The organism is Saccharopolyspora cebuensis (assembly GCF_039542665.1).
In the GTDB taxonomy this organism is placed as follows: Bacteria; Actinomycetota; Actinomycetes; order Mycobacteriales; family Pseudonocardiaceae; genus Saccharopolyspora; species Saccharopolyspora cebuensis.
Window position 1 is genome coordinate 1 of sequence record NZ_BAABII010000013.1, and the last position, 25,295, is coordinate 25,295.

General features: G+C 73.3%; 23 protein-coding genes. 9 read left to right on the forward strand and 14 right to left on the reverse strand.

Going from position 1 to position 25,295, the window contains the following annotated elements:
• Positions 1-304: 304 nt before the first annotated feature.
• From ABD976_RS19080 to ABD976_RS19095, 4 genes are all read left to right on the forward strand, one after another.
• A complete protein-coding gene (locus ABD976_RS19080; RefSeq protein WP_345365058.1) occupies positions 305-1,057 on the forward strand; it encodes a type 1 glutamine amidotransferase in 753 nt (250 codons plus the stop codon).
• A gap of 53 nt (positions 1,058-1,110) precedes the next feature.
• Positions 1,111-4,146: a bifunctional [glutamine synthetase] adenylyltransferase/[glutamine synthetase]-adenylyl-L-tyrosine phosphorylase gene (locus ABD976_RS19085; RefSeq protein WP_345365060.1), complete on the forward strand. Its 3,036-nt coding sequence runs from the start codon at positions 1,111-1,113 to the stop codon at positions 4,144-4,146.
• A gap of 90 nt (positions 4,147-4,236) precedes the next feature.
• Entirely contained in the window at positions 4,237-4,800 is a 564-nt protein-coding gene (locus tag ABD976_RS19090; protein ID WP_345365062.1) for a dihydrofolate reductase family protein, read from the forward strand.
• A 115-nt stretch (positions 4,801-4,915) separates the two neighbouring features.
• Positions 4,916-5,782, forward strand: coding sequence for an SMP-30/gluconolactonase/LRE family protein (locus ABD976_RS19095; RefSeq protein ID WP_345365064.1), 867 nt, complete (start codon positions 4,916-4,918; stop codon positions 5,780-5,782).
• Between the two features lie 46 nt (positions 5,783-5,828).
• Here ABD976_RS19095 and ABD976_RS19100 read toward each other — a convergent pair whose 3' ends face one another.
• On the reverse strand, positions 5,829-6,662 hold the full coding sequence (locus ABD976_RS19100) for a PhzF family phenazine biosynthesis protein (protein ID WP_345365066.1): 834 nt from the start codon (positions 6,660-6,662) through the stop codon (positions 5,829-5,831).
• Between the two features lie 88 nt (positions 6,663-6,750).
• Positions 6,751-8,175 carry a type I glutamate--ammonia ligase gene (gene glnA, locus ABD976_RS19105; protein WP_345365068.1) on the reverse strand — a complete coding sequence of 475 codons (1,425 nt, stop codon included), beginning with the start codon at positions 8,173-8,175 and terminating at the stop codon, positions 6,751-6,753.
• 202 nt (positions 8,176-8,377) lie between these two features.
• On the opposite strand from glnA, the gene ABD976_RS19110 reads away from it, so the two are divergent.
• A complete protein-coding gene (locus ABD976_RS19110) occupies positions 8,378-8,848 on the forward strand; it encodes an RDD family protein (RefSeq protein ID WP_345365070.1) in 471 nt (156 codons plus the stop codon).
• Positions 8,849-8,948: 100 nt separating this feature from the next.
• Here the strand turns inward: ABD976_RS19110 and ABD976_RS19115 are convergent, their stop codons facing one another.
• From ABD976_RS19115 to ABD976_RS19135, 5 genes are all read right to left on the reverse strand, one after another.
• Positions 8,949-9,680 (reverse strand): DUF4191 domain-containing protein, encoded by a 732-nt coding sequence (locus tag ABD976_RS19115; RefSeq protein WP_345365072.1) that lies wholly within the window; start codon positions 9,678-9,680, stop codon positions 8,949-8,951.
• Between the two features lie 130 nt (positions 9,681-9,810).
• Positions 9,811-10,812: a lipoyl synthase gene (gene lipA, locus ABD976_RS19120; RefSeq protein WP_345365074.1), complete on the reverse strand. Its 1,002-nt coding sequence runs from the start codon at positions 10,810-10,812 to the stop codon at positions 9,811-9,813.
• Positions 10,813-10,894: 82 nt separating this feature from the next.
• A complete protein-coding gene (locus tag ABD976_RS19125; RefSeq protein WP_345365076.1) occupies positions 10,895-11,824 on the reverse strand; it encodes an oxidoreductase in 930 nt (309 codons plus the stop codon).
• A gap of 70 nt (positions 11,825-11,894) precedes the next feature.
• The gene (locus ABD976_RS19130; RefSeq protein ID WP_345365078.1) at positions 11,895-12,545 is read right to left on the reverse strand and encodes a response regulator; all 651 of its coding nucleotides are present in this window, start codon (positions 12,543-12,545) and stop codon (positions 11,895-11,897) included.
• Positions 12,542-13,663: a sensor histidine kinase gene (locus tag ABD976_RS19135; protein ID WP_345365080.1), complete on the reverse strand. Its 1,122-nt coding sequence runs from the start codon at positions 13,661-13,663 to the stop codon at positions 12,542-12,544. Before ABD976_RS19135 ends, ABD976_RS19130 begins: the two co-directional genes overlap by 4 nt.
• Before the next feature lie 134 nt (positions 13,664-13,797).
• Here ABD976_RS19135 and ABD976_RS19140 point away from each other — a divergent pair, with 134 nt between their 5' ends.
• Genes ABD976_RS19140 through ABD976_RS19150 form a run of 3 tightly spaced genes read left to right on the forward strand, consistent with a single transcriptional unit; the run spans position 13,798 to position 16,477 of the window.
• On the forward strand, positions 13,798-14,712 hold the full coding sequence (locus ABD976_RS19140; protein ID WP_345365082.1) for an ABC transporter ATP-binding protein: 915 nt from the start codon (positions 13,798-13,800) through the stop codon (positions 14,710-14,712).
• Entirely contained in the window at positions 14,712-15,485 is a 774-nt protein-coding gene (locus tag ABD976_RS19145) for an ABC transporter permease (RefSeq protein WP_345365084.1), read from the forward strand. Before ABD976_RS19140 ends, ABD976_RS19145 begins: the two co-directional genes overlap by 1 nt.
• Positions 15,486-15,532: 47 nt before the next feature.
• On the forward strand, positions 15,533-16,477 hold the full coding sequence (locus ABD976_RS19150) for an LLM class F420-dependent oxidoreductase (RefSeq protein ID WP_345365086.1): 945 nt from the start codon (positions 15,533-15,535) through the stop codon (positions 16,475-16,477).
• Between the two features lie 223 nt (positions 16,478-16,700).
• Here the strand turns inward: ABD976_RS19150 and ABD976_RS19155 are convergent, their stop codons facing one another.
• The 5 genes from ABD976_RS19155 to lpdA all read right to left on the reverse strand — a co-directional run bounded on the left by ABD976_RS19155 (position 16,701) and on the right by lpdA (position 22,453).
• Positions 16,701-17,168: an ArsR/SmtB family transcription factor gene (locus tag ABD976_RS19155; RefSeq protein ID WP_345365088.1), complete on the reverse strand. Its 468-nt coding sequence runs from the start codon at positions 17,166-17,168 to the stop codon at positions 16,701-16,703.
• 14 nt (positions 17,169-17,182) lie between these two features.
• Positions 17,183-18,286, reverse strand: a complete 1,104-nt coding sequence (locus ABD976_RS19160; protein WP_345365090.1) for a serine hydrolase — start codon at positions 18,284-18,286, stop codon at positions 17,183-17,185.
• A gap of 65 nt (positions 18,287-18,351) precedes the next feature.
• Complete coding sequence (lipB, locus tag ABD976_RS19165) at positions 18,352-19,098, reverse strand: lipoyl(octanoyl) transferase LipB (protein WP_345365092.1); 747 nt, start codon at positions 19,096-19,098, stop codon at positions 18,352-18,354.
• Between the two features lie 120 nt (positions 19,099-19,218).
• Entirely contained in the window at positions 19,219-21,030 is a 1,812-nt protein-coding gene (gene sucB / locus ABD976_RS19170) for a 2-oxoglutarate dehydrogenase, E2 component, dihydrolipoamide succinyltransferase (protein ID WP_345365094.1), read from the reverse strand.
• 52 nt (positions 21,031-21,082) lie between these two features.
• Complete coding sequence (gene lpdA, locus ABD976_RS19175) at positions 21,083-22,453, reverse strand: dihydrolipoyl dehydrogenase (RefSeq protein WP_345365096.1); 1,371 nt, start codon at positions 22,451-22,453, stop codon at positions 21,083-21,085.
• A gap of 236 nt (positions 22,454-22,689) precedes the next feature.
• Here lpdA and ABD976_RS19180 point away from each other — a divergent pair, with 236 nt between their 5' ends.
• Complete coding sequence (locus ABD976_RS19180; protein WP_345365098.1) at positions 22,690-23,025, forward strand: oxidoreductase; 336 nt, start codon at positions 22,690-22,692, stop codon at positions 23,023-23,025.
• 16 nt (positions 23,026-23,041) lie between these two features.
• On the opposite strand, the gene ABD976_RS19185 is transcribed toward ABD976_RS19180, so the two are convergent.
• Entirely contained in the window at positions 23,042-23,560 is a 519-nt protein-coding gene (locus ABD976_RS19185; RefSeq protein ID WP_345365100.1) for an OsmC family protein, read from the reverse strand.
• Between the two features lie 182 nt (positions 23,561-23,742).
• Entirely contained in the window at positions 23,743-25,230 is a 1,488-nt protein-coding gene (locus ABD976_RS19190; RefSeq protein WP_345365102.1) for a leucyl aminopeptidase, read from the reverse strand.
• Between the last annotated feature and the right edge of the window lie 65 nt (positions 25,231-25,295).

A 25,295-nucleotide genomic window follows, 5' to 3' on the forward strand; every position in this document is an offset into this window, starting at 1 on the left:
CTGAGAGAGGGGTGGGGCACGAAGACAAGTTGGTCTTCGTGCCCCACCCCTCCTTTTTGCGTGCGTGTGGGGTTCCAGTCCGTGTGGTCCGGGGCCCCGCTCTTTTTGTCTGCGCCCCCAGCCGGGTCGGCAGTGGCCCGTGGCGGGTTCATCGGTGGACGGCAGAGGGGGTCTCCGCACGCGGGGGTTCCTTCCGGTCACCGCACCGGTCGCCGGACGGCGGCGGGACCCTCCCGCTCAGCGACTGTGCCTGAACCGCTCGTGCCGGGTGGGATGCGTCGGCCGCGGGTCGTAGGCTCGGGGAATGGGTGGTGTGCGCGTACTCGTCGTGGAGCCTTCGAGGCTCGATCCGAGCAGTCCGCTGGGCGGCTGGCTGGCCGCTGCCGGTGCTGATGCCGAGGTGGTGCGACCGGCGGAGGAGCCGTTGCCCGCCACCCTCGACGGATACGAGGGGCTGATCGTCCTCGGCGGTCTGATGGGTGCGCTCGACGATCTGGAGCACCCGTGGCTCGCCGAGGTGCGGGGGCTGCTGAGCAGCGCCGTGGCGAAGCAGGTGCCGGTGCTGGCGGTGTCCCTCGGCGCGCAACTCCTCGCGGCGGCCACCGGCGGCCAGGTCCGCCCGATGCCGAAGGGCCCGGAGGCGGGCACGCTGCTGATCGCGAAGCGGGACGTCGCGGCGGAGGACGTGCTGCTCGGCCCGGCCCCGCTCACACCGGACGTGCTGCAGTTCCACGGCGACGAGGTGTCGGTCCTGCCGCCTTCGGCGCAGCTGCTCGCCTCCTCGCCGAAGTGCGAGAACCAGGCGTTCCGGGTCGGGTCGTGCGGTTACGGGGTGCAGTTCCACGTCGAGTCCTCCCCGGCGGTGGTGCGCTCGTGGATCGAGCGCGCCCCGGAGATCGCCGCCGCGGCGCGTCCCGGGCACTGGGACGACGAGCACCTCGCGGAGTTCCACGTGGACCTGGCGGAGACCTGGCGGCCGGTCGTGGAGCGGTTCGTCGGGCTGGCCGGGACGCCGGTCGACGAGCGCCGCTCCTCGCGGTTCCTGCCGCTGGCGTGAGGCCCGCGGTGACCGGCGGTCCACCTCCCGGGAAGCGGGACTACGGTTCGAGCATGGCCAACACGTCGCGGTCGGGTTCGACGCCCTCTCCGGCGCGGTTCGGGTTCAGCGATGCCGGGCGCGCCGAGGAGCAGTTGCGGGCGGCCGGCTGGTGGTCGGACTCCGGTCCGGTGGCCGAGCCGGTGGTGGCGGCGTTGTCGCGGGCACCCGATCCCGACTTGGCGCTGCACTCCCTGGACCGGCTCCGCGAAGCGGTCGGCCCGGCGTGGTCGGAGCTGTCCGGGCTGCTCGCCGAGGACGTGGGCCTGCGCGGCCGGTTGTTCGCCGTGCTCGGCACCTCCACGACGTTCGCCGACCACTTGGTCGCCCATCCCGAGGACTGGCGGCGGTTGTGCTCGGACCGCTTCCGGGAGCGGACCCTCGACGGGTACACCTCGGTGCTGCTCGACGCGGTGCACGCCGACCGGGCCGACGGCGCTCCCGGAACCCCGGCGGGTCCCGTCGCCACCGTGTGCGGGACCGAGGCGGTGAGCGCGCTGCGCGGTGCCTACCGGGGATTGCTGCTGGAGATCGCCGGCCGCGATGTCGGTCGGGTGGTCGAGCCCTCGCTGCCCGCCGCCGCCTACGAGCAGGTCGCCGCCGCGCTGTCCGACGCGGCGGTCGCGGCGTTGCGCGCGGCGCTGGCGGTGGCCGTCGCCGAGTCCGGGTTCGACGAGGACGACCCGTTCCCCCGGCTCGCGGTGATCGCGATGGGCAAGTGCGGCGGCTGCGAGCTCAACTACGTCAGCGACGTCGACGTCGTGTTCGTCGCCGAGGCCGAGGAGGACCTCGGCGCGGCGACCCGGCTGGCCAGCCTGCTGATGCGCATCGCGGGGGCGTCGTTCTTCGAGATCGACGCGGCGCTGCGGCCGGAGGGCAAGGCCGGTGCTCTGGTGCGCACCCTGGACGGGCACCTGAACTACTTCCGCCGCTGGGCGCGGACCTGGGAGTTCCAGGCGCTGCTCAAGGCCCGCCCGGTGGCCGGTGACGAAGACCTCGGCGCGCGCTACCACGCCGCGGTGCAGCCGCTGGTGTGGACGGCGGGGGAGCGCGAGGGCTTCGTCGGTGACGTGCAGGCGATGCGGCGTCGGGTCGAGGACCACGTGCCCGCCGACATCGCCGAGCGGGAGCTCAAGCTCGGTCGCGGTGGGCTGCGCGACGTGGAGTTCGCGGTGCAGCTCCTGCAGATGGTGCACGGGCGCAGCGACGAATCGCTGCGGCAGGCCCCGACGTTGGAGGCGCTGCTGGCGCTGGGCGACGGCGGCTACGTGGCGCGGGCCGACGCCGCCGACCTCGTCGACTCCTACTGCTTCCTGCGGCGCCTGGAACACCGCCTGCAGCTCCAGAAGTTGCGTCGCACCCACCTGTTCCCGGACTTCGACGACGCCGAGGTGCTGCACGTGGTGGCCCGCGCGCTCGGCCTGCGCTCCAGCGGGCGCACCTCGGCGGGGCAGGCGCTCGTCGCGGAGTTCCGCAGGCACCTCAACCGGGTGCGGCGGCTGCACGAGAAGCTGTTCTACCGACCGCTGCTGGAAGCCGTCGCCAAGGTGCCCACCGAAGCGCTGCGGTTGACCACGCGGGCCGCGACCGAACGGCTCGCCGCACTCGGCTTCCTCTCGCCCGAAGGCGCGCTGCGGCACATCCAGTCGCTCACCTCCGGCATGTCCCGGCGCGCCAGCATCCAGGGCACCTTGCTGCCGATGCTGCTCGACCTGCTGGCCACCACCCCGGACCCGGACGGCGGTCTGCTCGCCTACCGCAAGGTGTCCGAGGCGTTGGCCGAAACCCCCTGGTACCTGCGGCTGTTGCGGGACGAGGGCGTGGTCGCCGAACGGCTCGCGCTGCTGCTGGGCACCGCCAAGCTGGTGCCGGAGCTGCTGGTGCGGGCGCCGGAGGTGCTCCGCCTGCTCTCCGACACCCCCGCGCTGGCCGAGCGCGACCAGGAGGAGGCCGCGACGTCGTTGCGCAGCGCGGTGGGCCGCTATTCCGACCCGGGACGGGCCGCCGCCGCGGCGCGGTCGTTGCGCCGCCACGAGCTGCTCCGCATCGCCTGCGCCGACCTGCTCGGGTTGATGGAGCCGACCGAGGTGTTCCGGGGCCTGTCGAACGTCTGGGCCGCGGTGCTGGAATCCGCGCTGGACGTGTCGATGCGGACGATCGCGGCCCAGCACGGCGGGCCGCCGCCGGCCCGGATCGCGGTGATCGGGATGGGGCGGCTCGGCGGCGGTGAGCTCGGCTACGGGTCCGACGCCGACGTGCTGTTCGTGTGCGAGCCGACCGAGGACGCCGACGAGCAGCTCGCCGTCCGGTACGCGACGGCGGTCGTCGAGCAGGTGCGGCGGTTGCTCGGGGCGCCGAGCCAGGACCCGCCGCTGGAGGTGGACATCGACCTGCGCCCGGAGGGGCGGCAGGGCCCGCTGGTGCGCACGCTGGACTCCTACCGCACCTACTACGACCGGTGGGGCGAGGTGTGGGAGGCGCAGGCGCTGCTGCGGGCCCGCCCGGTCGCCGGGGACCGGGAGCTCGGCGAGCGGTTCCGCACCGCGATCGACCCGGTGCGCTACCCGGTGGGCGGCCTGGACGAGGACAAGGTGCGGGAGATCCGCCGGATCAAGGCGCGGGTGGATTCGGAGCGGTTGCCGCGCGGCGCCGATCCGGCGACCCACACCAAGCTCGGGCGCGGCGGGCTCGCCGACGTGGAGTGGACGTTGCAGCTCCTCCAGCTCCGCCACGCCCACGACCTGCCCGCGCTGCGCACCCCGTCGACGGTCGAGGGCCTGCGGGTCGCGGCCGAGGCGGGGTTGCTCGACGAGCAGGACGCCGCGGAGCTCACCGAGGCGTGGACGCTGGCGATGCGGGTGCGCAACGCCGTGATGCTGGTCCGGGGCAAACCCGACGACCAGCTCCCGAAGAAGGTCCGCGAGCTCTCCGCGGTGGGCGCGGCGCTCGGCTACCCGCAGGGCGTGGATTCCGGCGCGGTCGTCGACGACTACCTGCGCGTCACCCGGCACGCCCGGTCGGTGGTGGAGCGGGTCTTCTACGAGTTCTGAGCCCGCGGTGCGGGCGATCGGCGGGGTTCTGTCGGTCCGCGGTGGAGAATGGTCATTCCGGGGACGGGCATCGATCGGCGAGGAGGACGCGTGGGGAAAGTCGGCTGGGGATTCACCTGTTCCATCGACGGCTTCATCACCGGGCCGGATCACGACATGAGCTGGCTGTCCACCGCGGAACCGCTGGCGGAAGGCACCGTGGAGCGGATGGCGGGAGACGTCGCCGTGATCATCTCCGGTCGGGCGGGCTACGACGCGGCCAAGGCGCAGCAGGACGAGCGGGACGAGACGACGTCGGCGGCCTACGGCGGCGCGTGGTCCGGGACCGAGTTCATCCTCACCCACCGGCCGGAGGAGATCGCCGACGACCCGGCCATCGTGGCGCTGAACTGCGACGTCGTGGAGGCGATCCGCCGCGCCCGGGAGCTCGCCGGGGACCGGGACGTGCAGATCATCAGCGCCGACATCGCCCGGCAGGCGCTCGAGCACGACCTCATCGACGAGCTGCAGATCTTCGTCGCCCCGGTGTTCCTCGGTGACGGCACCCGCATCTTCGACGTCGCCGGCGGGCGGCGGATCGACTGGGAGTTGGTCGACATCGTCGAGGACAGCCCGCGGAGCTTCGGGCGCACCTACCGCCCGAGGCGGCGCTAGCCGACGTCGGTGCTGCGCACGGCCCTGCTGGTGACCCACTCGGCGGTCCCGGGCCGCCGGTGGCCGGACGTAGCCTGCTGGCACTGGACAGGCGCGTCGGCGATGGGGTGCGGAAGTGTCCGAGGACTTCGAACTGCTCGTGGACCGGCAGGCGCTGCTCGGCACGTCCCCGCTGTGGATCTCGGCGCTCAACTGCGTGCACTGGGTCGACGTGCTGCGCCGGGAACTGCACACCTACCACCGCGACTCGGAGTTCGACGAGGTGCGCGTGCTGCCCGAGGCGGTCGCCGGGGTGGGCGCCACCCGGCACGGCCAACTGGTGGCGGCGGGCGACCGGGGTTTCGCGCGGGTGCACCTCGCGCGGGCCGCGTTGGAGTTGGTGGTGCAGGTCCGCGGTGGGGACCGGATGAACGGCGGGTCGTGCGATCCGGCGGGCCGCTTCGTGGGCGGCACCCTCTCGCACGGCTCCGAGGCGTCCGCCGGTGCGCTGTACGTGCTCGACGGGGAGCGGGCCCGCCTGCTGGTGGACGCGCTGAGCCGCTGCGGCGGGATCGCGTGGAGCCCGGACGGGGCCCGGATGTACGTGGTGGACAGCGCGCAGCGCACCATCTGGACCTACGACTACGACGTCGACCGGGCCCGCGCCACGGCGGGACGGCAGTGGGTGGTGTGCACCGAGGCGGAGGGCAGTCCGGAGGGTCTCGCGGTGGACGCCGACGGCTGCGTGTGGGTGGCGATGCACTGGAGCGGCCGGATCCACCGCTACGCCCCCAACGGCGACCTGGAGACGGTGCTGTGGGCGCCGACCCGACGCATCACCGACGTGGCCTTCGGCGGATCGCGGCTGGAGGAGATGTACGTGACCTCGGCCTGCTTCGGCTACGACGAGCGCGCCTTGGCCGCCGACCCGCTCGCCGGTTCACTGCTGCGGTTCCGCCCGGGCACCGCGGGCACCCCCGTCCCACCCTGGCGCGGCATCTGACCGCTTCACCCGGAAGGAAGCTGAGTTCCGGTGCGGGCGCCCGGGGTCAGAGGGTGGCGTGGCCGGTGAGGACGTCGAGGGTGCCGCCGCCGACCCAGATCGTCCCGTCGTCGTCGGTGGAGACGTGGACCCGGCCGCCGCGGCCGAGCGCGGTGCCCTGGCGGGCGAGGTAGGGGGCGGTGGCGCGCCCGGTGCGCAGCAGCCAGTCGGCGACGGAGGCGTTGAGGCTGCCGGTCACCGGGTCCTCCACGGCGTTGCCATCGACCGGGAAGAACCCGCGCACCTCGAACGCCTCGGGGGAACCGGGCGGGTGCGGGCCGACCACGCCGATCTTGAGGTCGAGCGGGCCGGCGGGGCGGACCGCGAGCACCGCTTCGGCGTCGGCGAGCAGCACGGCGACCCAGCCGGGGCCGTTGTCCGCCCACTGCGCGTCGACGACCTCGGTGCGGTCGAGGCCCAGCGCCGCGGTGACGCGGTCGAGGTCGGCCTCGTCGACGTCGCCGCCGCGCACCAGCGGTGGGGCCGCGAAGGCGAGACCGGCGCCGGTGCGGCGCACGTCGACCAGCCCGGCCGCGCACTCCTGGACCACGACGTCGCGCTGCTCCCCGGCGGTGGCCAGCCACGCGTGGCAGGTGCCCAGGGTCGGGTGACCGGCGAACGGCAGCTCGCCCGCCGGGGTGAAGATCCGCACCCGGTAGTCGGCGTCGGATCTCGTCGGCGGCAGCACGAAGGTCGTCTCGGAGAGGTTGGTCCAGCGCGCGAAGCGCTGCATCTCGTCGGTGCCGAGGTCGTCGGCGTCCAGCACGACCGCGACCGGGTTGCCCAGGCAGGGCACCTCGGTGAAGACGTCGACCTGGCGGAATTCCCGAACGCGCGCCATGCCGATCAGCTTAGCGGCTCCGGCGAAGGGGGCGGCAACGACGAGGGCCCGCCGCTCCTCGCAAGCGGCGGGCCCTCGTGCGCGGCGATCACACGTCGAAGTACAGCGAGAACTCGTGCGGGTGCGGGCGGAGGCGGATCGGGTCGATCTCGTCCTCGCGCTTCAACCGGATCCAGGTCTCGATCAGGTCCGGGGTGAACACGCCGCCCTCGAGGAGGAAGTCGTGGTCGTTCTCCAGGTTGTCGATGACCGCCGCCAGGTTGTCCGGCACCTGCGGGACGTTCTTGGCCTCCTCCGGCGGGAGCTCGTAGAGGTCCTTGTCGATCGGCTCGGCCGGCTCGATCTTGTTCTTGATGCCGTCCAGACCGGCCATCATCATCGCGGCGAACGCCAGGTACGGGTTGCCGGACGGGTCCGGGCAGCGGAACTCGACGCGCTTGGCCTTCGCGTTCGCCCCGGTGATCGGGATCCGCATGCAGGCCGACCGGTTGCGCTGCGAGTACACCAGGTTCACCGGCGCCTCGTAGCCCGGCACCAGGCGGTGGTAGGAGTTCACCGTCGGGTTGGTGAAGGCCAGCAGGCTCGGCGCGTGGTGCAGGATGCCGCCGATGTAGTGCCGCGCGGTGTCCGACAGCCCGGCGTAGCCGGTCTCGTCGTAGAACAGCGGGCTGCCGTCCTTCCACAGCGACATGTGGCTGTGCATGCCGGAACCGTTGTCGCCGAACAGCGGCTTGGGCATGAAGGTCGCGGTGCGGCCGTCCTCCCACGCGGTGTTCTTGATGATGTACTTGAACAGCTGCAGGTCGTCGGCCGCGTGCAGCAGCGTGTTGAACTTGTAGTTGATCTCGGCCTGGCCGCCGGTGCCGACCTCGTGGTGGGCCCGCTCGATGGTGAAGCCGGCGGCGGTCAGCTCGGTGACCATCTTGTCGCGCAGGTCGGCGAAGTGGTCGTAGGGCGAGACCGGGAAGTAGCCGCCCTTCATCCGGGTCTTGTAGCCGCGGTTGCCGCCCTCCTCGTCGCGGCCGGTGTTCCACCAGCCCTCGACGGAGTCGACCTCGGCGAAGCTCTTGTTCGGGCCCTCGCCGAACTTCACCGAGTCGAAGATGTAGAACTCGGCCTCGGCGCCGAAGAACGCGGTGTCGGCGATGCCGGACTCGGCCAGGTACTGCTCGGCCTTGCGCGCGATGTTGCGCGGGTCGCGGCTGTAGGGCTCCAACGTGAACGGGTCGTGCACGAAGAAGTTCAGGATCAGCGTCTTCTCGGCCCGGTACGGGTCGATGCGGGCGGTGTAGGGGTCGGGCAGCAGCAGCATGTCCGACTCGTGGATCGACTGGAAGCCGCGCACGGAGGAACCGTCGAAGGCCAGACCCTCGGTGAAGGAGTCCTCGTCGAACGCCGTGGCGGGCACGGTGAAGTGCTGCATGACGCCCGGCAGGTCGCAGAACCGGACATCGACGAACTTCACGTCCTCGTCGGCGATGAAGCGCAGCACCTCGTCTGGATTCTTGAACACCCTCGGTGGCTCCTATCCTGCTTTCGACAGCTCACCGACGCCTCGCACGCGTTCCGCCGGCTCGGCATCGAACGTTATGTCACGGGTGTTGCCCGGCCATCACCTCGGTGTTTCGCAGAGGTTAACGGCCACCTGTTCAGGTGGTTGCCCTTGTGCACTCCGGTCGAGTATGGGGCCTGCCGCAGGACGTACCCTGGGTGATGTGCGACGAGCGATGGGTTCCTGGTTGGACGGTCCCAAGGCGGCGTTGAACAACGCCCGGGAACAGGCGGCCGACGAACGGCCGCAGTGGCGGGGCGAACGGCTGGGCCTGCCCGAGGACGGCCCCGGCGCGGCGGCGTCCCCGGGACGGCGCGGGTCGGCCTTCCTGATCGACATCGTGCTCGCGGCCCTCATCACCGGCGCTTTCACCGCGCCCGAGTTCCCCGGCGACTGGAGCCTGCTGACCTGGGCGCTGCTCACCGTGCTGCCGGTGAGCTTCTTCGGCGCCACCCCCGGCATGGCGATGACCCGGATCTGGGTGGCGCGGGTCGACGGCCGCTCGATGGTCGGTCCGGTGCGCGCCCTGCTGCGCTGCGGCCTGACCCTGGTGATCATCCCGGCCGTGGTGTGGAACTTCGACGGGCGGTCCTGGCACGACCGGTGGACCGGCACCATCGTGCTGCAGCGCTAGGCGCCGCGGCCCCGCTGGACGTCCGCCCTGCACTGCTGTCCGGGCCCGGACAGCAGTTCGCCGCCTGCCGACCGGCAGGCGGCGAAGGTCAGCGGATCGGTCAGCGGGCCTTGCGCATCGAGCGCTGCACGTTGCGCATCTTGGCGCCCTGCGGCATCGGCCCCTTGGGCATGGCGTTGCCCCGGGAGCTGGCCAGGGCCGCGAGGCGGTTCTCCAGCGCGTGCATCTGACCGGTGTTGATGTTGCGCGGCAACTTCATCAGGTGGGTCTGGAGCTTGCGCAGCGGAACCTGGTTCTCCTCGTTGCCGACCACGATCTCGTAGATCGGGGTGTCGCCGACCAGGCGGGAGACCCGCTTCTTCTCCTGGGCCAGGAGCGACTTGACCCGACCGGGGGAGCCCTCGGCGACCAGCACGATGCCCGGTCGGCCGATCAGCCGGTGGACGGCGTCGAGCTGCGCCGTCCCGGCGACGGCCTGGGTGAGCACCCAGCGCCCGCGCAGGTTGTCCAGCGCCCAGCCCGCCGCGCCCGGCTGGCCCTCGGCCTTGCGGTAGACCGTCGCCTGCACCCGGCGCCCGAACACGATCACCGCGCCGAGCAGGCCGAAGGCCAGCCCGACGGGCAGGAACACCCAGTGCAGCCCCCAGATCATGCCCAGCAGGAAGACCACGACGGTCACGCCGACGAACGTGCCCAGCATCAGCGGGAGGAGGAGCTTGTCCTCCTTGCGCTGGAGCTGGAACGCTTCGAAGATCTGCTTGATCCGGCCCCGGGACGCCCGGCGCCGTTCCTTGGCCGCCTGCTTCTTGGCGGCCTTGTCCTGCTTGGCCATGACTTCCAGGATACGGCCGTGCTTCGAGCGGGTGCAGGCGCGGTCGTCGGCCGTGACCGAGACGTGAGAACTCGTCCCCGACGCGCCTCCGAGCCGAGGTCGGCCCGGAGGCGCCGCAGGGGTCGGGTGCTCAGCGGGAGAGCAGGCTGCTCGCCTCCTGCGCGGCGGTGCCCGCCTGCGCCAGGTGCGCCAGGTTCTCCGGCAGCGGCATCCCGCGGTGGGTGGTCGCCTTGGCGTACAGCCGCCCGGCGCGGTAGCTGGAGCGCACCAGCGGTCCGGCCATCACGCCCGGGAAGCCGATCTCCTCGGCCGCGGTGGTGTGCTCGACGAACTCCTCCGGCTTGACCCAGCGGTCCACCGGGTGGTGCCGGGGGCTCGGCCGCAGGTACTGGGTGATGGTGATGATGTCGCAGCCCGCGTCGTGCAGGTCCTGCAGCGCCGGGCGCACCTCGTCGGGGGTCTCGCCCATGCCCAGGATCAGGTTGGACTTGGTGACCAGCCCGGCCGCGCGGGCCTCCGAGATGACCTTCAGCGACCGGTCGTAGCGGAACGCCGGGCGCATCCGCTTGAACACCCGCGGCACCGTCTCCAGGTTGTGCGCGAGCACCTCCGGCCGCGAGTCGAACACCTCGGCGAGCTGGTCCGGCTCGGCGTTGAAGTCCGGGATGAGCAGCTCGACGCCGGTCCCCGGGTTCATCGCGTGGATCCGCCGGACCGTCTCGGCGTAGAGCCAGGCACCGCCGTCGGGCAGGTCGTCCCGGGCCACGCCGGTCACCGTGGAGTAGCGCAGGCCCATCGCCTGCACCGACTCGGCGACCCGGCGCGGCTCCTCGGTGTCGAGCTCGGGCGGTTTGCCGGTGTCGATGTTGCAGAAGTCGCAGCGCCGGGTGCACTGGTCACCGCCGATGAGGAAGGTGGCCTCGCGGTCCTCCCAGCACTCGAAGATGTTGGGGCAACCGGCCTCTTCGCAGACGGTGTGCAGGCCCTCGCGGCGGACCAGGCCCTTGAGCTCCTTGTACTCCGGACCCATCCGCGCGCGGGTCTTGATCCACGACGGCTTCTTCTCGATCGGCGTCTGGCTGTTGCGAACCTCAAGCCGCAGCAGCTTGCGTCCCTCCGGCACCACAGTCACACCGCACAGGCTACGCCCCCGGGGCAACCGGGCCGCACCGCGCGGGCCGCGGTCCCGGCCCCCGGAGCGCGCCGGCGGCGGTTCAGGCCAGGCCGGGATCGATGCCGGTGAGTTCGGCGGTGCGCTCCCACAGCCGCCGGGCGAGGTGCTCGTCGCGCGCCTTGGCGCTGGTCCGCGCCTCCTTCGGGAAGCCGGTGATCTCGCCGAACCCGTCCGGGCCGTAGTACGCGCCGCCGCGGGCGTCCGGGGACGTCGCGGCGTAGAGCTGGGGCAGCACGCCGCGGTGCGCGGGCTGGGTGATCAGCCCGTTGACGAAGCCGACGACTCGCTCGGCCCCGGGGATCGAGCGCAGCCGGGCCGAATTGGTGGGCAGCTCGGTGTTGCTCATCCCGGGGTGGGCGGCGGCGCTGAGCAGGTCCAGCCCGGCGCGCTCGGCCCGCCGGTCCAGTTCCGCGGCGAACAGCAGGTTGGCCAGCTTGGCCTGGAAGTAGCCGCGCATCGGGTCGTAGCGGCGGCGCTGGAAGTTCAGGTCGTCGACGTCCAGGCTGCCGCCGTGGTGGGCCAGGCTGGAGACGGTGACGACCCGGGCCCCGGCGCGCTCCCGCAGCGCGGGCAGCAGCAGCCAGGTCAGCGCGGCGTGCCCGAGGTGGTTGGTGCCGATCTGCAGCTCGAAGCCGTCCCGCGTGGTGCGCTTCGGCGGGCCCATCACGCCCGCGTTGTTGAGCAGCACGTCGAGGCCGTCGCCGGTGCGTTCCCGGACCTCGTCGGCGGCCTTGCGCACCGACGCCAGATCGGCCAGGTCGAGCTCGACCAGCTCCGGTTCGACGGTGGCGTCGGCGGCCACCGAGGCCAGCGCCGCGCGCCCGCGCTCGGCGTCGCGGCAGGCGAGCAGCACCCGCGCACCGCTGCGGGCGAACTCCTTGGCGCTGTACCAGCCGAGGCCCGAGTTGGCGCCGGTGACGAGCACGGTGCGGCCGGTCTGGTCGGGGATGTCGGCGGTTGTCCATCGCATCTTCCCGAACCTACGCGAGAGCCCGCCCGCGCTCAGCGAGCCGCGGGCTCCCCGGACCTCCGGGCGGGCGTCAGCCCAGCAGGCCGTGCTGGAGGGCCCGCAGCACGGCCCGGGTCCGGTCCCGGACGCCGAGCTTCAGCAGCAGGCTGGAGACGTGGTTCTTCACGGTGCCCTCCGCCAGGTGCAGCGCCGCGGCGATCTCGCGGTTGGCGTAGCCGCCCGCGAGCAGGCGCAGGACCTCCCGCTCGCGTTCGGTGAGCGGTTGCGGTGCGGGCAGGTCGTCGATGCCGTCCGGCTCGGGCAGGGCCCGGGCGGCGCGCACCAGCCGTTCGGTGAGCGCGGGCTGCACCAGCGTGCCGCCCGAGGCCAGGGTGCGGATCGCGTCCACCAGCTGCTCCAGCGTCACGTCCTTGAGCAGGAAGCCCCGGGCACCGGCGCGCAGCGCCCGCAAGGCCAGCTCGTCGTCGTCGAAGGTGGTGAGCACGAGGGTCGGCGGCGGTGCCCCGCCCGCGGCGAGCGCGGTGAGCGCGGAGAGGCCGTCGCGGCCGGGCATCCGCAGGTCGAGCAGCAGGACGTCCGGCGGGTCGGCGGCGACCAGGGCCAGCGCCCCGTCGCCGTCGCCGGCCTCGCCGGAGACCTCGATGTCGTCGGTGAGCTCCAGCAGGCCCCGGATGCCGTGCCGGACCAGCGTCTGGTCGTCGACGATCGCCACCCGGATCACGAGGCGGGCACCGCCGCGTCGACCCGGAAGCCGGAGCGGGTGTCGAACCGGACGTGCCCGCCCAGCGACTCGATCCGCTCCCGCAAGCCGGTCAGCCCGTTGCCCAGCCGCAGCACCGGGGTGCCGAGCCCGTCATCGCGGGCGCTGAGCGTGATCGCACCGGACTCGTCGGTGCCGATCCGGATCCACAGGTTGTCCGCTTCGGAGTGCCGGATGGCGTTGGTGACGACCTCCTGCGCGCACCGGATCAGCGCCGCCGCGCTCGCCTCGTCCGGCGCCACCGAATCGGCCACCTCCAAGTGGACCCGGGGGTGCGGCAGGTCCGCGACGATCTCGCGCAGCGCCCGGTCCAGCCGCTGCGGGGTGCCGCGCAGCTCGCCGACCGCGGTGCGGACGTCGCCGAGGAGGTCCCGGGCCACCGCCCGGGCCCGCGCCACGTGCGCGTCGGCGGGTGGCGCGCTGCGGTGCGCGGCGATCTCCAGCTCCAGCACCAGCGCGGTGAGCTGGTGGCCCACCAGGTCGTGCAGCTCGCGGGCGATGCGCAGCCGCTCGGTCGCCCGGCTCGACTCGGCCAGCAGCGCGGTCGCCGCCCGCAGCTCGGTGTGCGCCACCGCGAGGCGCCGCCGGTGCTCGGCCTCCCGCCGGTGGTTCCACACCATCCACACCGAACAGGCCTGCAGCACCAGGTAGATCAGCGCGAGCACCACCACCTCGCCGAGCCCGGCCCCGGCGAGCCCGACGGCCACCGCGATCACGCCGCCGTTGCCGAGCAGCAGGGACGCGACGACCCGCACCGGCGCCAGCTCGGCGGCCAGCGCGGTGACGAACACCAGCAGGATCGGCAGGAAACCGCCGCGCGGGGCCAGCAGCACCACCCCGGCGGCGGTGAGCTCCAGCGGGATCAGCAGGTAGCGGGCGTCCAGCCGGGGCACCAGGTGACCGAGGAAGCACAGCGCCAGCAGCGCGGGGAAGCAGCCGTAGCAGAGCCACCACAGCCACGCCGGTCCGGCGATGACGTCCGAGCCGCCCAGCGACGCGGTGCCGACCGGGATCCCGATGAGCACGCTCACCAGCAGCAGGCCCGCCGCTCCCCAGATCTCCAGCCGCCATCCCGCCACGGCGGCAGCCTAGCCGCCGCGGGCACCGCGCCGACCGTGCCGGAAGTCATGGCGCGGCCGACGACTTCCGGCACCCGCGGCGATCCCGCCACCCGGCCTAGCGTCGACGCCCGACCAGGACATCGGAGGACGACGTGGACGTGATCGAAGTGGCCGGGCTGCACAAGCGCTACGGGGAGGTGGTCGCCGTGCACGACGTCGGCTTCACCGTCGCGCGCGGGGAGGTGTTCGGCATCCTCGGGCGCAACGGGGCGGGCAAGACGACGGCGGTGGAGTGCGTGTCCGGGCTGCGCGCCCCGGACCGGGGCCGGATCGGCGTGCTCGGGCTCGACCCGCGCCGCGACCGGAAGCGGCTGCGGCAGGTGCTCGGCGTGCAGCTCCAGGAAGCGGTGCTGCCCGACGCGCTGCGCGTCGGGGAAGCCGTCGCGCTGTACCGCTCGTTCTACCGGGACGGCGCCGACCCGGACCGGCTGCTGGCCGACCTCGGGCTGACCGAGCAGAAGCGCACCCCGTTCGGCGCGTTGTCCGGTGGGCAGGCGCAGCGGGTGTCCATCGCGCTGGCCCTGGTCGGCAACCCGCGGGTGGCGGTGCTCGACGAGCTGTCCACCGGCCTCGACCCCCGCGCCCGGCGGGAGATCTGGGCGCTGGTCGAGCGGATCCGCGATTCCGGCGTCACCGTCGTGCTGGTCACCCACGTCATGGCGGAGGCCGAGCGGCTCTGCGACCGGATCGCGGTGCTCGACGCCGGACGCGTGCTGGCGCTGGACACCCCGGCCGGTCTGGTCGAGCGCGCCGGGCTGGGGCAGCGGGTGCGGTTGCGCCCCCTCGCGCCGTTCGAGCACGCGCTGCTGGCCGACCTGCCCGGGGTCACCGGGGTGGGCGCGGACGGTGCCGAGGTGGTGGTGACCGGCACCGGGGACCTGCTGGCGGCGGTCAGCTCGGCGCTGGCCCGGTACGGCATCGCCGCCACCGGGACCAGGTTGGAGCGGCCCGGGCTGGAGGACGCGTTCCTCGAGCTGACCGGGCGCGGCGCGGCGGAGGTGGCGTGATGGCGGAGCCGGTCGAGGCGGTCCGGCCGGGACCGCGCGCGTGGGGGCTGCTCATCGCCACCGAGGCCAAGCTGGTGCTGCGGGACACCGCCGGGATCGTGGTCCCGCTGGGGCTGCCGGTGCTGCTGATGGTGATGAACGGGCTCGGCAGCGACGGCGCGGGCATCCCCGAACTCGGCGGGCTGCCCGCCTTCGACGCCGTGGTGGTGCCGATGACGATGGCGATGGTGCTGGCCATGACGGGCGTGGTGAACATGCCGTCGTTCCTGGCGACCTACCGCCGCACCGGGGTGCTGCGGCGGCTGTCGGTCACCCCGGCGCACCCGTGGATGGTGCTGGCGGCGCAGGTCGTGGTCGGGGTGGCGCAGTCGCTGATCGGCATCGGGTTGGCGCTGGTGGTGGCCCGGCTCGGGTTCGGCCTGGCGGCGCCGCGTTCCCCGCTCGGCGCGGTGGCGGCCTTCGCGCTGGTGGTCGTGGCGATGTACGCGCTGGGGATGCTGGTGGCCGCGGTGTCGCCGACGCCGAACTCCGCGGTGGCCATCGGGCTCGTCGGCTTCTTCGCGATCTTCGCCACCGGCGGCGGCTTCGGCGGGCGGCAGCACCTCCCGGAGGGGTTGGCGGCGGTGGGCGCGCACCTGCCCTTCGGCGCCGGGATGGACGTGCTCACCGCGTGCTGGACCGGGGTGGTGCCCGACGCCGGGCAGCTGATCGCCCTGGCGGTGTCGGCGGCGCTCAGCGGGATCGCCGCCGCGGCGCTGTTCCGCTGGACCTGAGGCGCGCGGCGCCGGTGGTCGTCGGCCGACCCGCTAGCCTCGCGGACGTGGACGAGACGTTCAAGCTCAGGATCTTCACCGAACCCCAGCAGGGGGCCACCTACGACGACCTGCTCCGGGTCGCCCGGACCGCCGAGTCGGCCGGGTACGACGCGTTCTTCCGGTCCGACCACTACCTCAAGATGGGTTCGGCGACCGGGCAACCCGGTCCGACCGACGCCTGGGTGACGCTGGCCGGGCTGGCCAGGGAGACCTCCCGGATCCGGCTCGGCACGCTGATGACGGCGGGCACCTTCCGGTTGCCCGGCCCGCTGGCGATCTCGGTGGCGCAGGTGGACCAGATGTCCGGCGGGCGGGTCGAGCTCGGCCTCGGCAGCGGCTGGTACGAGGAGGAGCACACCGCCTACGGCATCCCGTTCCCGCCGCTGGGGGAGCGGTTCGACCGCTACGCCGAGCAGCTGGAGATCATCACCGGCCTGTGGCGGACCGAGACGGGGCAGACCTACAGCCACGACGGCACCTACTACCAGGTCGCCGACTCGCCCGGACTGCCCAAGCCGGTGCAGCGCCCCGCGCCGCCGGTGCTGATCGGCGGGGGCGGGCCGAAGCGCACGCCGCGGCTGGCCGCCCGCTACGCCGACGAGTTCAACGTGCCGTTCGTGCGGTCCGACGTCGCCGCCGCCCAGTTCGAGCGGGTCGACCAGGCCTGCACCGCGATCGGCCGCGACCCGGCCGGGATGGTCCGCTCGGCGGCGCTCGTGCTGTGCGCGGGCACCTCCGAGGCGCAGGTCGCGCAACGCGCGCTGGCCATCGGCCGGGAGGTCGACGAGCTGCGGGAGAACGGGCTGTGCGGTTCGCCCGCCGAGATCGTCGACGCGATCGGCCGGTGGCGCGAGCGGACCGGGATCACCCGCCTCTACCTCCAGGTCCTCGACCTGGCCGACCTCGACCACCTCGAGCTGGTCGCGGCGGAGGTCGCCCCGCAGCTGTGACCGCGCTCGCCGCGGTCTCCGCTCAGGACTGCTCTCAGAGTGATTTGCGTGGCGGTGCGGGTGGCGGAACCTCAGCGGTCTTCTCGCTCCGGGAGCCGTTCCTGATGTACCAAACACGTACACGGCGTCACGGCTGTCCTCGCGAGAAGACCGCTGAGAACCCGCAGCGGTGCAAGCTGACAGCCTCACCGCATGCGGCTCCGCCGCATTCTGAAAGGACCCCTCAGCCGCGCAGCTGGCCGGAGACGTCGGAGGCCGCGGTGAGCAGCACCAGCGCCGGGACCACCGCCTGCGGGCGCAGCCGGTAGGAGCCGCGCTTGTCCTGGTCGACCAGGCCGCAGCCGGTGAGGGCCTTGAGGTGGTGGTAGAGCTGCCCGGTGGAGCCCAGCCCGGCCTCGGCCTGCAGCGCCTGGGTGGTCTGCGGACCGGACGTCGCCAGCAGCGCGACGATCGAGGCCCGCGCCGGGTGGCCCAGCGCGGACAGCACCTCGGTGCGCGGGGCGTGGTCGAGCGCGAGAACCCGCGCCGGGTCGACGTCGATCCGCCACTCCAGCTCGACCGGCTCGGCGATGCTGCCCTCGTAGGTCACCCGCCCGCCGCTGGGTTCGACGGCCGCCGCGCGCGCGGTGCCCTCCAGCGCGGCGACCCGCCGTTCCAGGGCCTCGACGCGCTCGTGCCACTCCTGCTCCATCCGGTCAGCTTGCCTCAACCGCGCAGCGCCGCCGCCAGCCGGTCGCGGTAGGCGGGGTCCTGGAGGGCGACGAGCACCGCGCCGCCGGGGTCGGCGGTGGTGAGCTGCTCCGGGGTGATGTCGCCGTGCGCGAGCAGCGCCCCGCTGCCGGTGCTGCCGTCGGCGCGGCGGACGGTGAGCCCGGCGGTGAGCACTCCCGGCAGGCTGCCGCCCTTGTAGCCGATGCCGTCGACGCCGGGCGGCAGCGCGCCCGCCCGCGGGCGCTCCAGGTGGGTGCGGGCGAGCGCGGCACCGGGGATCGCACCGGTGGCGGTCGCGCGGTGCAGCGCGGCCAGCGGCCGGGCCGGGGCGCCCATCGTCCGGTCGCCCCACGCGCGCTGCTCGTCCCAGCTCGGCAGGGGAGTGGTCAGCAGCCGGTCCAGCACCCGCCGCCGCAGCGCCGGGTCGTCGCGGTAGCGGCGTTCCAGGGCGAACCCGCGGGCCCGGCGGGCGGGCAGCGGGAGGTGCGCCGGCGGTGCGTGCTCGGGCAGCAGGAACAGGTACTCGGCGCACATCGACCGCAGGTCCGGATCGGGCCAGCCGCCCGCCGCCGCGGCCCGGCGCAGCGCGCGGACGCCGAGCCGGTCGCGCAGCAGGTCGGGGACCGCGCTGTCGCTGAACCGGATCATCGCCGCGACCGCGTCGTCGAGGGCGACCCGGTGGTCGGGGTCGGCGGCGTGCAGGCCGGTGTCGTCGGTGGGGATGTCCAGGTGCCGCAGCGCGGCCGGGTGCGCCCCGCCGTCGAGCGGCACGTAGTAGCGCTCCCAGTCGCCGAGGCGGATCTGCTCGCGCGGATCCAGTTCGCCGCGTTCGACCGCCACCGCGTACCCGAGGAGGTGGACCACCTTGATCGCCGAGGCCAGCGGTTGCGCGGCGTGCGGGCGGTGGACCAGCCGGTTCCCCCGGCCGTCGTCGAGGAACAGCCCCACCCCGCCGCGGTGGGCGCGGAACCACGCCACCCAGCCGTCGGGGGTGGCCAGGTCGGGCGGGCTCGGCCGGGCGGCGGCGCTCGGGGCGAGCAGCAGCAGCGGGGCGGCGGCGCCCGCGGTGGCCAGCAGGTGGCGTCGGGAGAACGACATGGCTCCACTCCTCTAGTAGTCCGTAATTCCGGAATACTAGAGGAGTGGAGCGCGGTGCGCCAGCGTCAGCGCAACGACGGGTCCAGCGCCAGCGTCACCCCGGCCGCGGCGGCCTCCTGCCGGGGGATGTCCCGCTCGGTGACCGGCAACGCGCCGTCCAGCGCGTCCAGCACGGCCCGGGTGACCAGCGGCACCACCTCCGCGACCGGCACCCGCCTGCCCACCTCGGTCGACAGCGAGGTGGTGCCCACGTCGCGGATGCCGCAGGGGATGATCCGGTCGAACGCCGCCAGGTCGGCGTCGCAGTTGAGCTCCAGGCCGTGCATGGTGACCCCGCGCTGCACGCGGATGCCCAACGCGGCGATCTTGCGCTCCGGGCGGCCGTCGGCGGCGGGCAGCCAGACGCCGCTGCGGCCCTCGACGCGCCCGGCCGCCAGGCCGTACTGGTCGCACACGTGGATCAGCGCCTGCTCCAGGCGGCGCACGTAGTCCACCACGTCCACCGGGTCGGACAGCCGCAGGATCGGGTAGCCGACGAGCTGCCCCGGCCCGTGCCAGGTGATCTTGCCGCCGCGGTCCACGTCGATCACCGGCGTCCCGTCCGTCGGGCGGTCCTCCGGCGCGGTCCGCTTGCCCGCGGTGTAGACGGACGGATGCTCCAGCAGCAGCAGGGTGTCCTCACCCGCGTCGTTCGCGCGGTCGTCCGCCAGCTCGCGCTGCAGTTCCCACGCGGACAGGTAGTCGATGGTCCCCAGCTCGCGCACCGCGACGGGCTCGGCGGTGGCGCGGCATGATTCTTCGGCACGGCTCACGCGGCTCAGGCTACGCCCGGCGGGACCGCCCGCGTGCCGTCCCCGCCGTACCGGCGAGTAGCCGCCCGGACGCACGAGCGCCCCGCGGCAGGGGAGCCGCGGGGCGCTCGGGAACGGGGTTCAGAGACCGAGGTCGGCCTCGAACGCGCCCTCCTCCAGCCGCTGCTTGAGGGTGGCCAGGAAGCGGGCGGCGTCGGCGCCGTCGACCAGCCGGTGGTCGTAGGACAGCGCCAGGTAGGCCATCGAGCGGATCGCGATGGTGTCGCCGCCGTTCTCGTCGGAGACCACCACGGGCCGCTTCACCACGGCACCGGTGCCCAGCATCCCCACCTGCGGGGGGTTCAGGATCGGCGTGTCGAACAGCGCGCCCCGGCTGCCGGTGTTGGTGATCGTGAACGTGCCGCCGGAGAGCTCGTCCGGCTTGATCTTGTTGTTGCGGGTGCGCTCCGCCAGGTCGGAGATCTTGCGGGCCAGGCCGCCGAGGTTGAGGTCGCCCGCGTCGTGGATCACCGGCGAGACCAGGCCCCGATCGGTGTCCACCGCCACCGACAGGTGCTCGGAGCCGTGGTAGGTGATCTCCTTGTTCTCCTCGTCGACCGAGGCGTTGAGCTTCGGGTGCAGCTTCAGCGCCTCCGCCGCCGCCTTGGCGAAGAACGGCAGGAACGACAGCTTCACGCCCTCGGAGGCCTCGAAGCCGCTCTTGGCGCGCTCGCGCAGCCGGGCGATCCGGGTCACGTCGACCTCGATCACCGTGGTGAGCTGCGCGGCGGTCTGCAACGACTCGACCATCCGGCGGGCCAGGAGCTGCCGCAGCCGCGACATCTTCTGCGTGGTGCCGCGCAGCGCCTTGGCCTCCTCCGACGGCTCGGCGGCCGCGGCGGTGGACGGCGCCTGCGGAGCCGACGGCTTCGCAGGCTCGGCCGCCGGGGCGGACTTGGCGTCGATGGCGGCCTGCACGTCCTGCTTGCGGATCCGGCCGCCGACCCCGCTGCCCTGGAGGCCGGCCAGGTCGATGCCGTGCTCGTTGGCCAGCTTGCGCACCAGCGGCGTCACGTACGGCGTGGCACCGGACTTGGTCTCCTCGGCCACCTGCTCGGGCTGCGGCTGCGGCGCGGCCGGGGCGGGCGGTGCCGCCGGGGCCGGGGCGGGCGCGGCCGGCTGCGGGGCCTGCTGCGGGGGAGCCTCCTGCTGCTGCGGCGCGGGCTGCTCCTGCTGCGGGGCCTCCTGCTGGGGGGCCTGCTGGGCGGGTGCCGCGGCGCCCTGCTCGCCGATCACGGCCAGCTTGGCGCCGACCTCGACGGTGTCGTCCTCCTCCGCGGCGATCTCCAGCAGGGTGCCCGCCACCGGCGAGGGGATCTCGGTGTCGACCTTGTCGGTGGAGACCTCGAGCAGCGGCTCGTCGACCTCGACGGTGTCGCCGACCTGCTTGAGCCACCGGGTGACGGTTCCCTCGGAAACGCTCTCGCCGAGCGCGGGCATCTGCACGTCGCTGCCCTGGGTCTGACCAGCCTGGGTCTGACCAGCCTGGGTCTGACCGGACTGCGTCTGACCAGCCTGGGTCTGACCGGACTGGGCCTGACCCGACTGCGCCTGACCGGCGGGCTGCGGCGCGGGCTGCTCCTGCGGGGCCTCCTGCTGGGGGGGCTGCTCCTGCTGGGCCGACTCCTGCTGCTGGGGCTGCGCGTCGCCCTCCGCGGTGTCACCGAGCACGGCGAGCTCGGCGCCGATCTCGACGGTGTCGTCCTCCTCGGCGACGATCCGCTGGAGGACACCGGCCGCCGGGGACGGGATCTCGGTGTCGACCTTGTCGGTGGAGACCTCGAGCAGCGGCTCGTCGACCTCGACGGTGTCGCCGACCTGCTTGAGCCACCGGGTGATCGTTCCCTCGGAAACGCTCTCGCCTAGTGCCGGCATCTGAACGGAGAAGGCCATCTGTTGCTGACTCCTCGTGGTGTGGCGGGGTGCTTGGCTGCGTGCGCCGACGTCAGCCGTGCACGTGCAGCGGCTTGCCGGCCAGGGCGAGGTGGGCCTCGCCCAGGGCTTCGGTCTGGGTCGGGTGGGCGTGCACCAGCGGCGCCACGTCCTCGGGCAGAGCCTCCCAGTTGTAGATGAGCTGCGCCTCGCCGATGAGCTCGCCGACCCGGTCGCCGATGAGGTGCAGCCCGACCACCGGTCCGTCGGTGGCGCGGACCAGCTTGACCGCGCCGGAAGTCTTGAGGATCTGGCTCTTGCCGTTGCCCGCGAGGTCGTAGGTGAAGGTCTCGACCGAGCCGTAGCGCTCCTTGGCGGCGGCCTCGGTCAGGCCCACCGAGGCGACCTCGGGGTGGGAGTAGGTGACCCGGGGGATCCCGGCTTCGTCGATCGCCGGCGGGTTCAGCCCGGCGATGTCCTCGGCGATGAAGACCCCCTGCTGGAAGCCGCGGTGCGCGAGCTGCAGCCCCGGCACGATGTCGCCGACGGCGTAGACACCGGGCAGGCTGGTGCGCAACCGCTCGTCGGTGCGCACGAAGCCGCGCTCCAGGGTGACGCCGGCCTCCTCGAAGCCGTGGCCCGCGGTGTTGGGCCCCCGGCCGACGGCGACCAGCAGCACGTCGGCGTCGTAGGTCTCGCCGTTCTCCAGGCTGACGGTGACCCCGGAGTCGGTCTGCTCCGCGCCGGTGAACTTGACGCCGGTCTTGAACGTGATGCCGCGCTTGCGGAAGGAGCGCTCCAGGCGCTTGGAGGCGAACTCGTCCTCGTTGGGGACCAGGTGCGGCAGCGCCTCGACGATGGTCACCTCGGCGCCGAACGAGCGCCACACGCTGGCGAACTCCACGCCGATCACGCCGCCGCCGAGCACCACGACCTTCTCCGGGACGAAGTCCAGGTTCAGGGCCTGCTCGCTGGCGATGACCCGGCCGCCGAGCTCCAGGCCGGGCAGCGACTTGGAGTAGGAGCCGGTGGCCAGCACGACGTTCTTGCCGGTGTAGCGGGTGCCCGCGACCTCGACGGTGTTGGCGTCCACGAGCGTCCCGGCGCCCTCGACGACGGTGACCTGGTGCGCCTTGGCGAGTCCCTGGAGGCCCTTGTGCAGGCCGTTGACCACGCCGTCCTTGTACTTGTTGACCTCGTCGATCGCGATGCCCTCGAGGGAGGCCTTCACCCCGAACTGGGCGGAGTCGCGCGCGGAGTCGGCGACCTCCGCGGCGTGCAGCAGCGCCTTGGTGGGGATGCAGCCTCGGTGCAGGCAGGTACCACCGAGCTTGTCCTTTTCAATGAGGACGACGGAAAGGCCGAGCTCGGCCGCGCGGAAAGCGCAGGCGTAGCCGCCCGAACCGCCGCCGAGAATGACCAGATCGGCGGACGTGTCGGTCACTTCGCACTCCTCGACAGGCATCGTTGACTCGCTGTTGGCACCGCGGACCGAGTGGTCAAGGGCACCAGCAGCCATCTTGTCACCACACGATGTGCGGACGCGACGTGGGCCGTCCGATCCGCGGCTGTGACGTCGGAGATCACAGCGGCGGGCGGCGTTCTGATCGATTCAGCCTCGACCAGGTCCGAATGCTGGCATCATCGGAAGGGACCCCCCTGTGAACGGAGGCGATGGCGGTGGGCCTGTTCGATCGGCTGCGCGGGCGCAAGCGGGCCGGTGTCCGGCGCGAGGCGTCCTCGGAGGACGCCGATCACCTCGTCGCCTGGGCCGGGCAGCGCCGCGGGGTCGAGGGGTTCGTCGAGCCCCGCACCGCGGTCACCGAGACCACGCTGATGCTCATCGCGCACGACGGGGAGTGGACGCGGCGCCGGGTCGACGGCCCCGAGGCGGCGTTCAAGCTGACCCGGCGGCTGGGCCTGCCCTGCTACGAGGTCGCCAAGGTCGGCTACCCGCAGCGGATGCGCGACTACCAGGCGCGGCAGCGCATCCTCCGCGAGCGCGGCGACGCCTGAGCCCCCGGATCCCGGGTCAGTTCGCGATCCGGGTGGTCGGTTCGCGGCGCACCGGGAAGGTCACCGACCTCGCGATGTAGCAGAGCTCGTGGGCCCGCTGGTGCAGCGCCTCGGCGGTGTCCAGGCTGACCCGGTCGGACACCGTGACCTGCGGCGCCAGCACGACCTCCTCGAACTGACCGGTGCCGTCCACGGGGCTCTCGGCGAGCACCCCGCGGGCCTGGTCGTGGTACCCGATGACCACCACGCCGGTCTCCGCGGCGAGGTGCAGGTACCACAGCATGTGGCACTGGGACAGCGCCGCGACCAGCAGTTCTTCCGGGTTGTAGCGGTTGGCGTCGCCGAGGAAAGCGGGGTCGGCGGAGGCCTCGATGGCTTCCCTGCCGGGGACGCGGACCTCGTGGGTGCGCTCGTATCCGCGGTAGCTGCTGGTGCCCTGGCCGGTGTTGCCGGTCCAGACCACGTCGACCTGGTACCCGTGCCGGTCGGCGGTGGGAGCGGGGGCGGGGGCGGGAGCTGGTCTCAGTTCCGTCATCGCCCCATCCTGGCATTCCGGGCCCGCGATCCGGTGAGGCTTGTGAGCGGTTCGTCACCCGCCGTCGTCGCAACGGAGCACAGCGTCACCCGTTCAGTTCATGAGTCCCGTGCAGTTCAAGGGTGAGGGGCACCTTCATCCGGCTATGTCGGATGAAGGTGCCCCTCACTCGGTTCGCGGGGTCAGCCCCGGTCGGCGATGTCGGCGAGCACCGCGGCGAGGGTGCGGACCGGCACGCCGGTGCCGCCCTTGGGCGTGTAGCCCCACGGCGACCCGCTGTTGTAGGCCGGACCGGCGATGTCGATGTGCGCCCAGGCGACCTCGTCGGCGACGAACTCCTGGAGGAACAGCCCGGCCGCGAGCATCCCGCCCCAGCGCTGCCCGGTCACGTTGGCCAGGTCCGCGAGCTTGGAGTCGAGCTCGCCGAGCAGCTCCTCCGGCAGCGGCATCGGCCAGCCGCCCTCGCCGACCGCCTGGGAGGTCTGCGCGACGCGGTCCCGGAACTCCTCGCTGCCCATCACGCCGGGCGTGCGCTTGCCCAGCGCGACGACCTGCGCGCCGGTGAGCGTGGAGGTCTCGACCAGGTAGTCCGGGCCGTCCTCGCAGGCCCGCACCATCGCGTCGGCGAGGATCAGCCGGCCCTCGGCGTCGGTGTTGAGCACCTCGACGGTGGTGCCGCCGTACATGGTCAGCACGTCACCGGGCCGGTAGGAGGTGCCGGAGGGCATGTTCTCGGCCATCGGCACCGTGGCGATGATCTCCAGCGGGTAGTTCAGCTTGGTGGCCAGCACCATCGTGGCGACCACCGCGGCGGCCCCGGACATGTCCGAGGTCATCTCGTCCATGCCCGCGGCGGGCTTGAGCGAGATGCCGCCGGTGTCGAAGGTGATGCCCTTGCCGACCAGCGCGACCTTCGCGGCGGACTTGCCGCCCCGGTGCCGCAGCCGGACCAGCCGGGGCGGCCGGGACGAGCCGGAGCCGACGCCGAGGATGCCGCCGAAGCCCTGCTTGCGCAGCGCGTTCTCGTCGAGCACCTCGACCTCCAGGCCGGCGGCGCGGCCCAGCTCGGTGGCGCGCTCGGCGAACGCCGCGGGGAACAGGTCGTTCGGCGGGGTGTTGATCAGGTCCCGCGCGGTGTTGACGGCCTCGCCGATCGCGGTGGCGCCCTTGAGCGCCTGGCGGGCGGTGTCGGCACCGTCGTCGGCGACGACGAACTCGACCTTGCCCACCGGGTCGTCCCCGGCCGCGGACTTGTAGCCGGTGAACTTGTAGGCGCCCATCACGGTGCCCTGGACGGCGGCCGAGAGCTCGGTGGCCGACAGGGTCGTCGCGGCGTGCCCCACCCCGGCCAGCGAGCGCGCGACGGCACCGGAGGCGCGGCGGATCGCCTCGGCGGGGACCGCGCCGCTGTCGCCGCGCCCGCCGAGCCCGACCGCCACCAGCAGGTCCGCGCGGAGCTTGCCGCCGGGGAGCTTGACCACTTCGCCGGACTTCCCGGTGGCGCCCAGCGAGGCGAGCACCGCGAGCAGGTCGCCGTCGTAGGCGTCGGCGACGTCCTCGGCGCCGGGGCCGAGCTCCAGGCCCGATTCGCCTTGCACGACGCCGATGACGAGGGCGTCCACGGCGAGCTTGTGCGGTGCGCTGTCGGTGAGGGCGAGTTTCGGTGTCACGTTTCCTCCGGGCGTGCGGCTGCGCTGCGCAACAGCAGCGGGTCCTCCGCGCACTCTAAGCCCCC

Excerpts from the sequence above, each read along its gene's own strand:
- ABD976_RS19080 (WP_345365058.1), top strand. The coding sequence starts at position 305 with ATGGGTGGTGTGCGCGTACTCGTCGTGGAGCCTTCGAGGCTCGATCCG.
- ABD976_RS19085 (WP_345365060.1), top strand. The coding sequence starts at position 1,111 with ATGGCCAACACGTCGCGGTCGGGTTCGACGCCCTCTCCGGCGCGGTTC.
- ABD976_RS19100 (WP_345365066.1), bottom strand. The coding sequence starts at position 6,662 with ATGGCGCGCGTTCGGGAATTCCGCCAGGTCGACGTCTTCACCGAGGTG.
- ABD976_RS19115 (WP_345365072.1), bottom strand. The coding sequence starts at position 9,680 with ATGGCCAAGCAGGACAAGGCCGCCAAGAAGCAGGCGGCCAAGGAACGG.
- ABD976_RS19125 (WP_345365076.1), bottom strand. The coding sequence starts at position 11,824 with ATGCGATGGACAACCGCCGACATCCCCGACCAGACCGGCCGCACCGTG.
- ABD976_RS19145 (WP_345365084.1), top strand. The coding sequence starts at position 14,712 with ATGGCGGAGCCGGTCGAGGCGGTCCGGCCGGGACCGCGCGCGTGGGGG.
- ABD976_RS19155 (WP_345365088.1), bottom strand. The coding sequence starts at position 17,168 with ATGGAGCAGGAGTGGCACGAGCGCGTCGAGGCCCTGGAACGGCGGGTC.
- ABD976_RS19160 (WP_345365090.1), bottom strand. The coding sequence starts at position 18,286 with ATGTCGTTCTCCCGACGCCACCTGCTGGCCACCGCGGGCGCCGCCGCC.
- sucB (WP_345365094.1), bottom strand. The coding sequence starts at position 21,030 with ATGGCCTTCTCCGTTCAGATGCCGGCACTAGGCGAGAGCGTTTCCGAG.
- ABD976_RS19185 (WP_345365100.1), bottom strand. The coding sequence starts at position 23,560 with ATGACGGAACTGAGACCAGCTCCCGCCCCCGCCCCCGCTCCCACCGCC.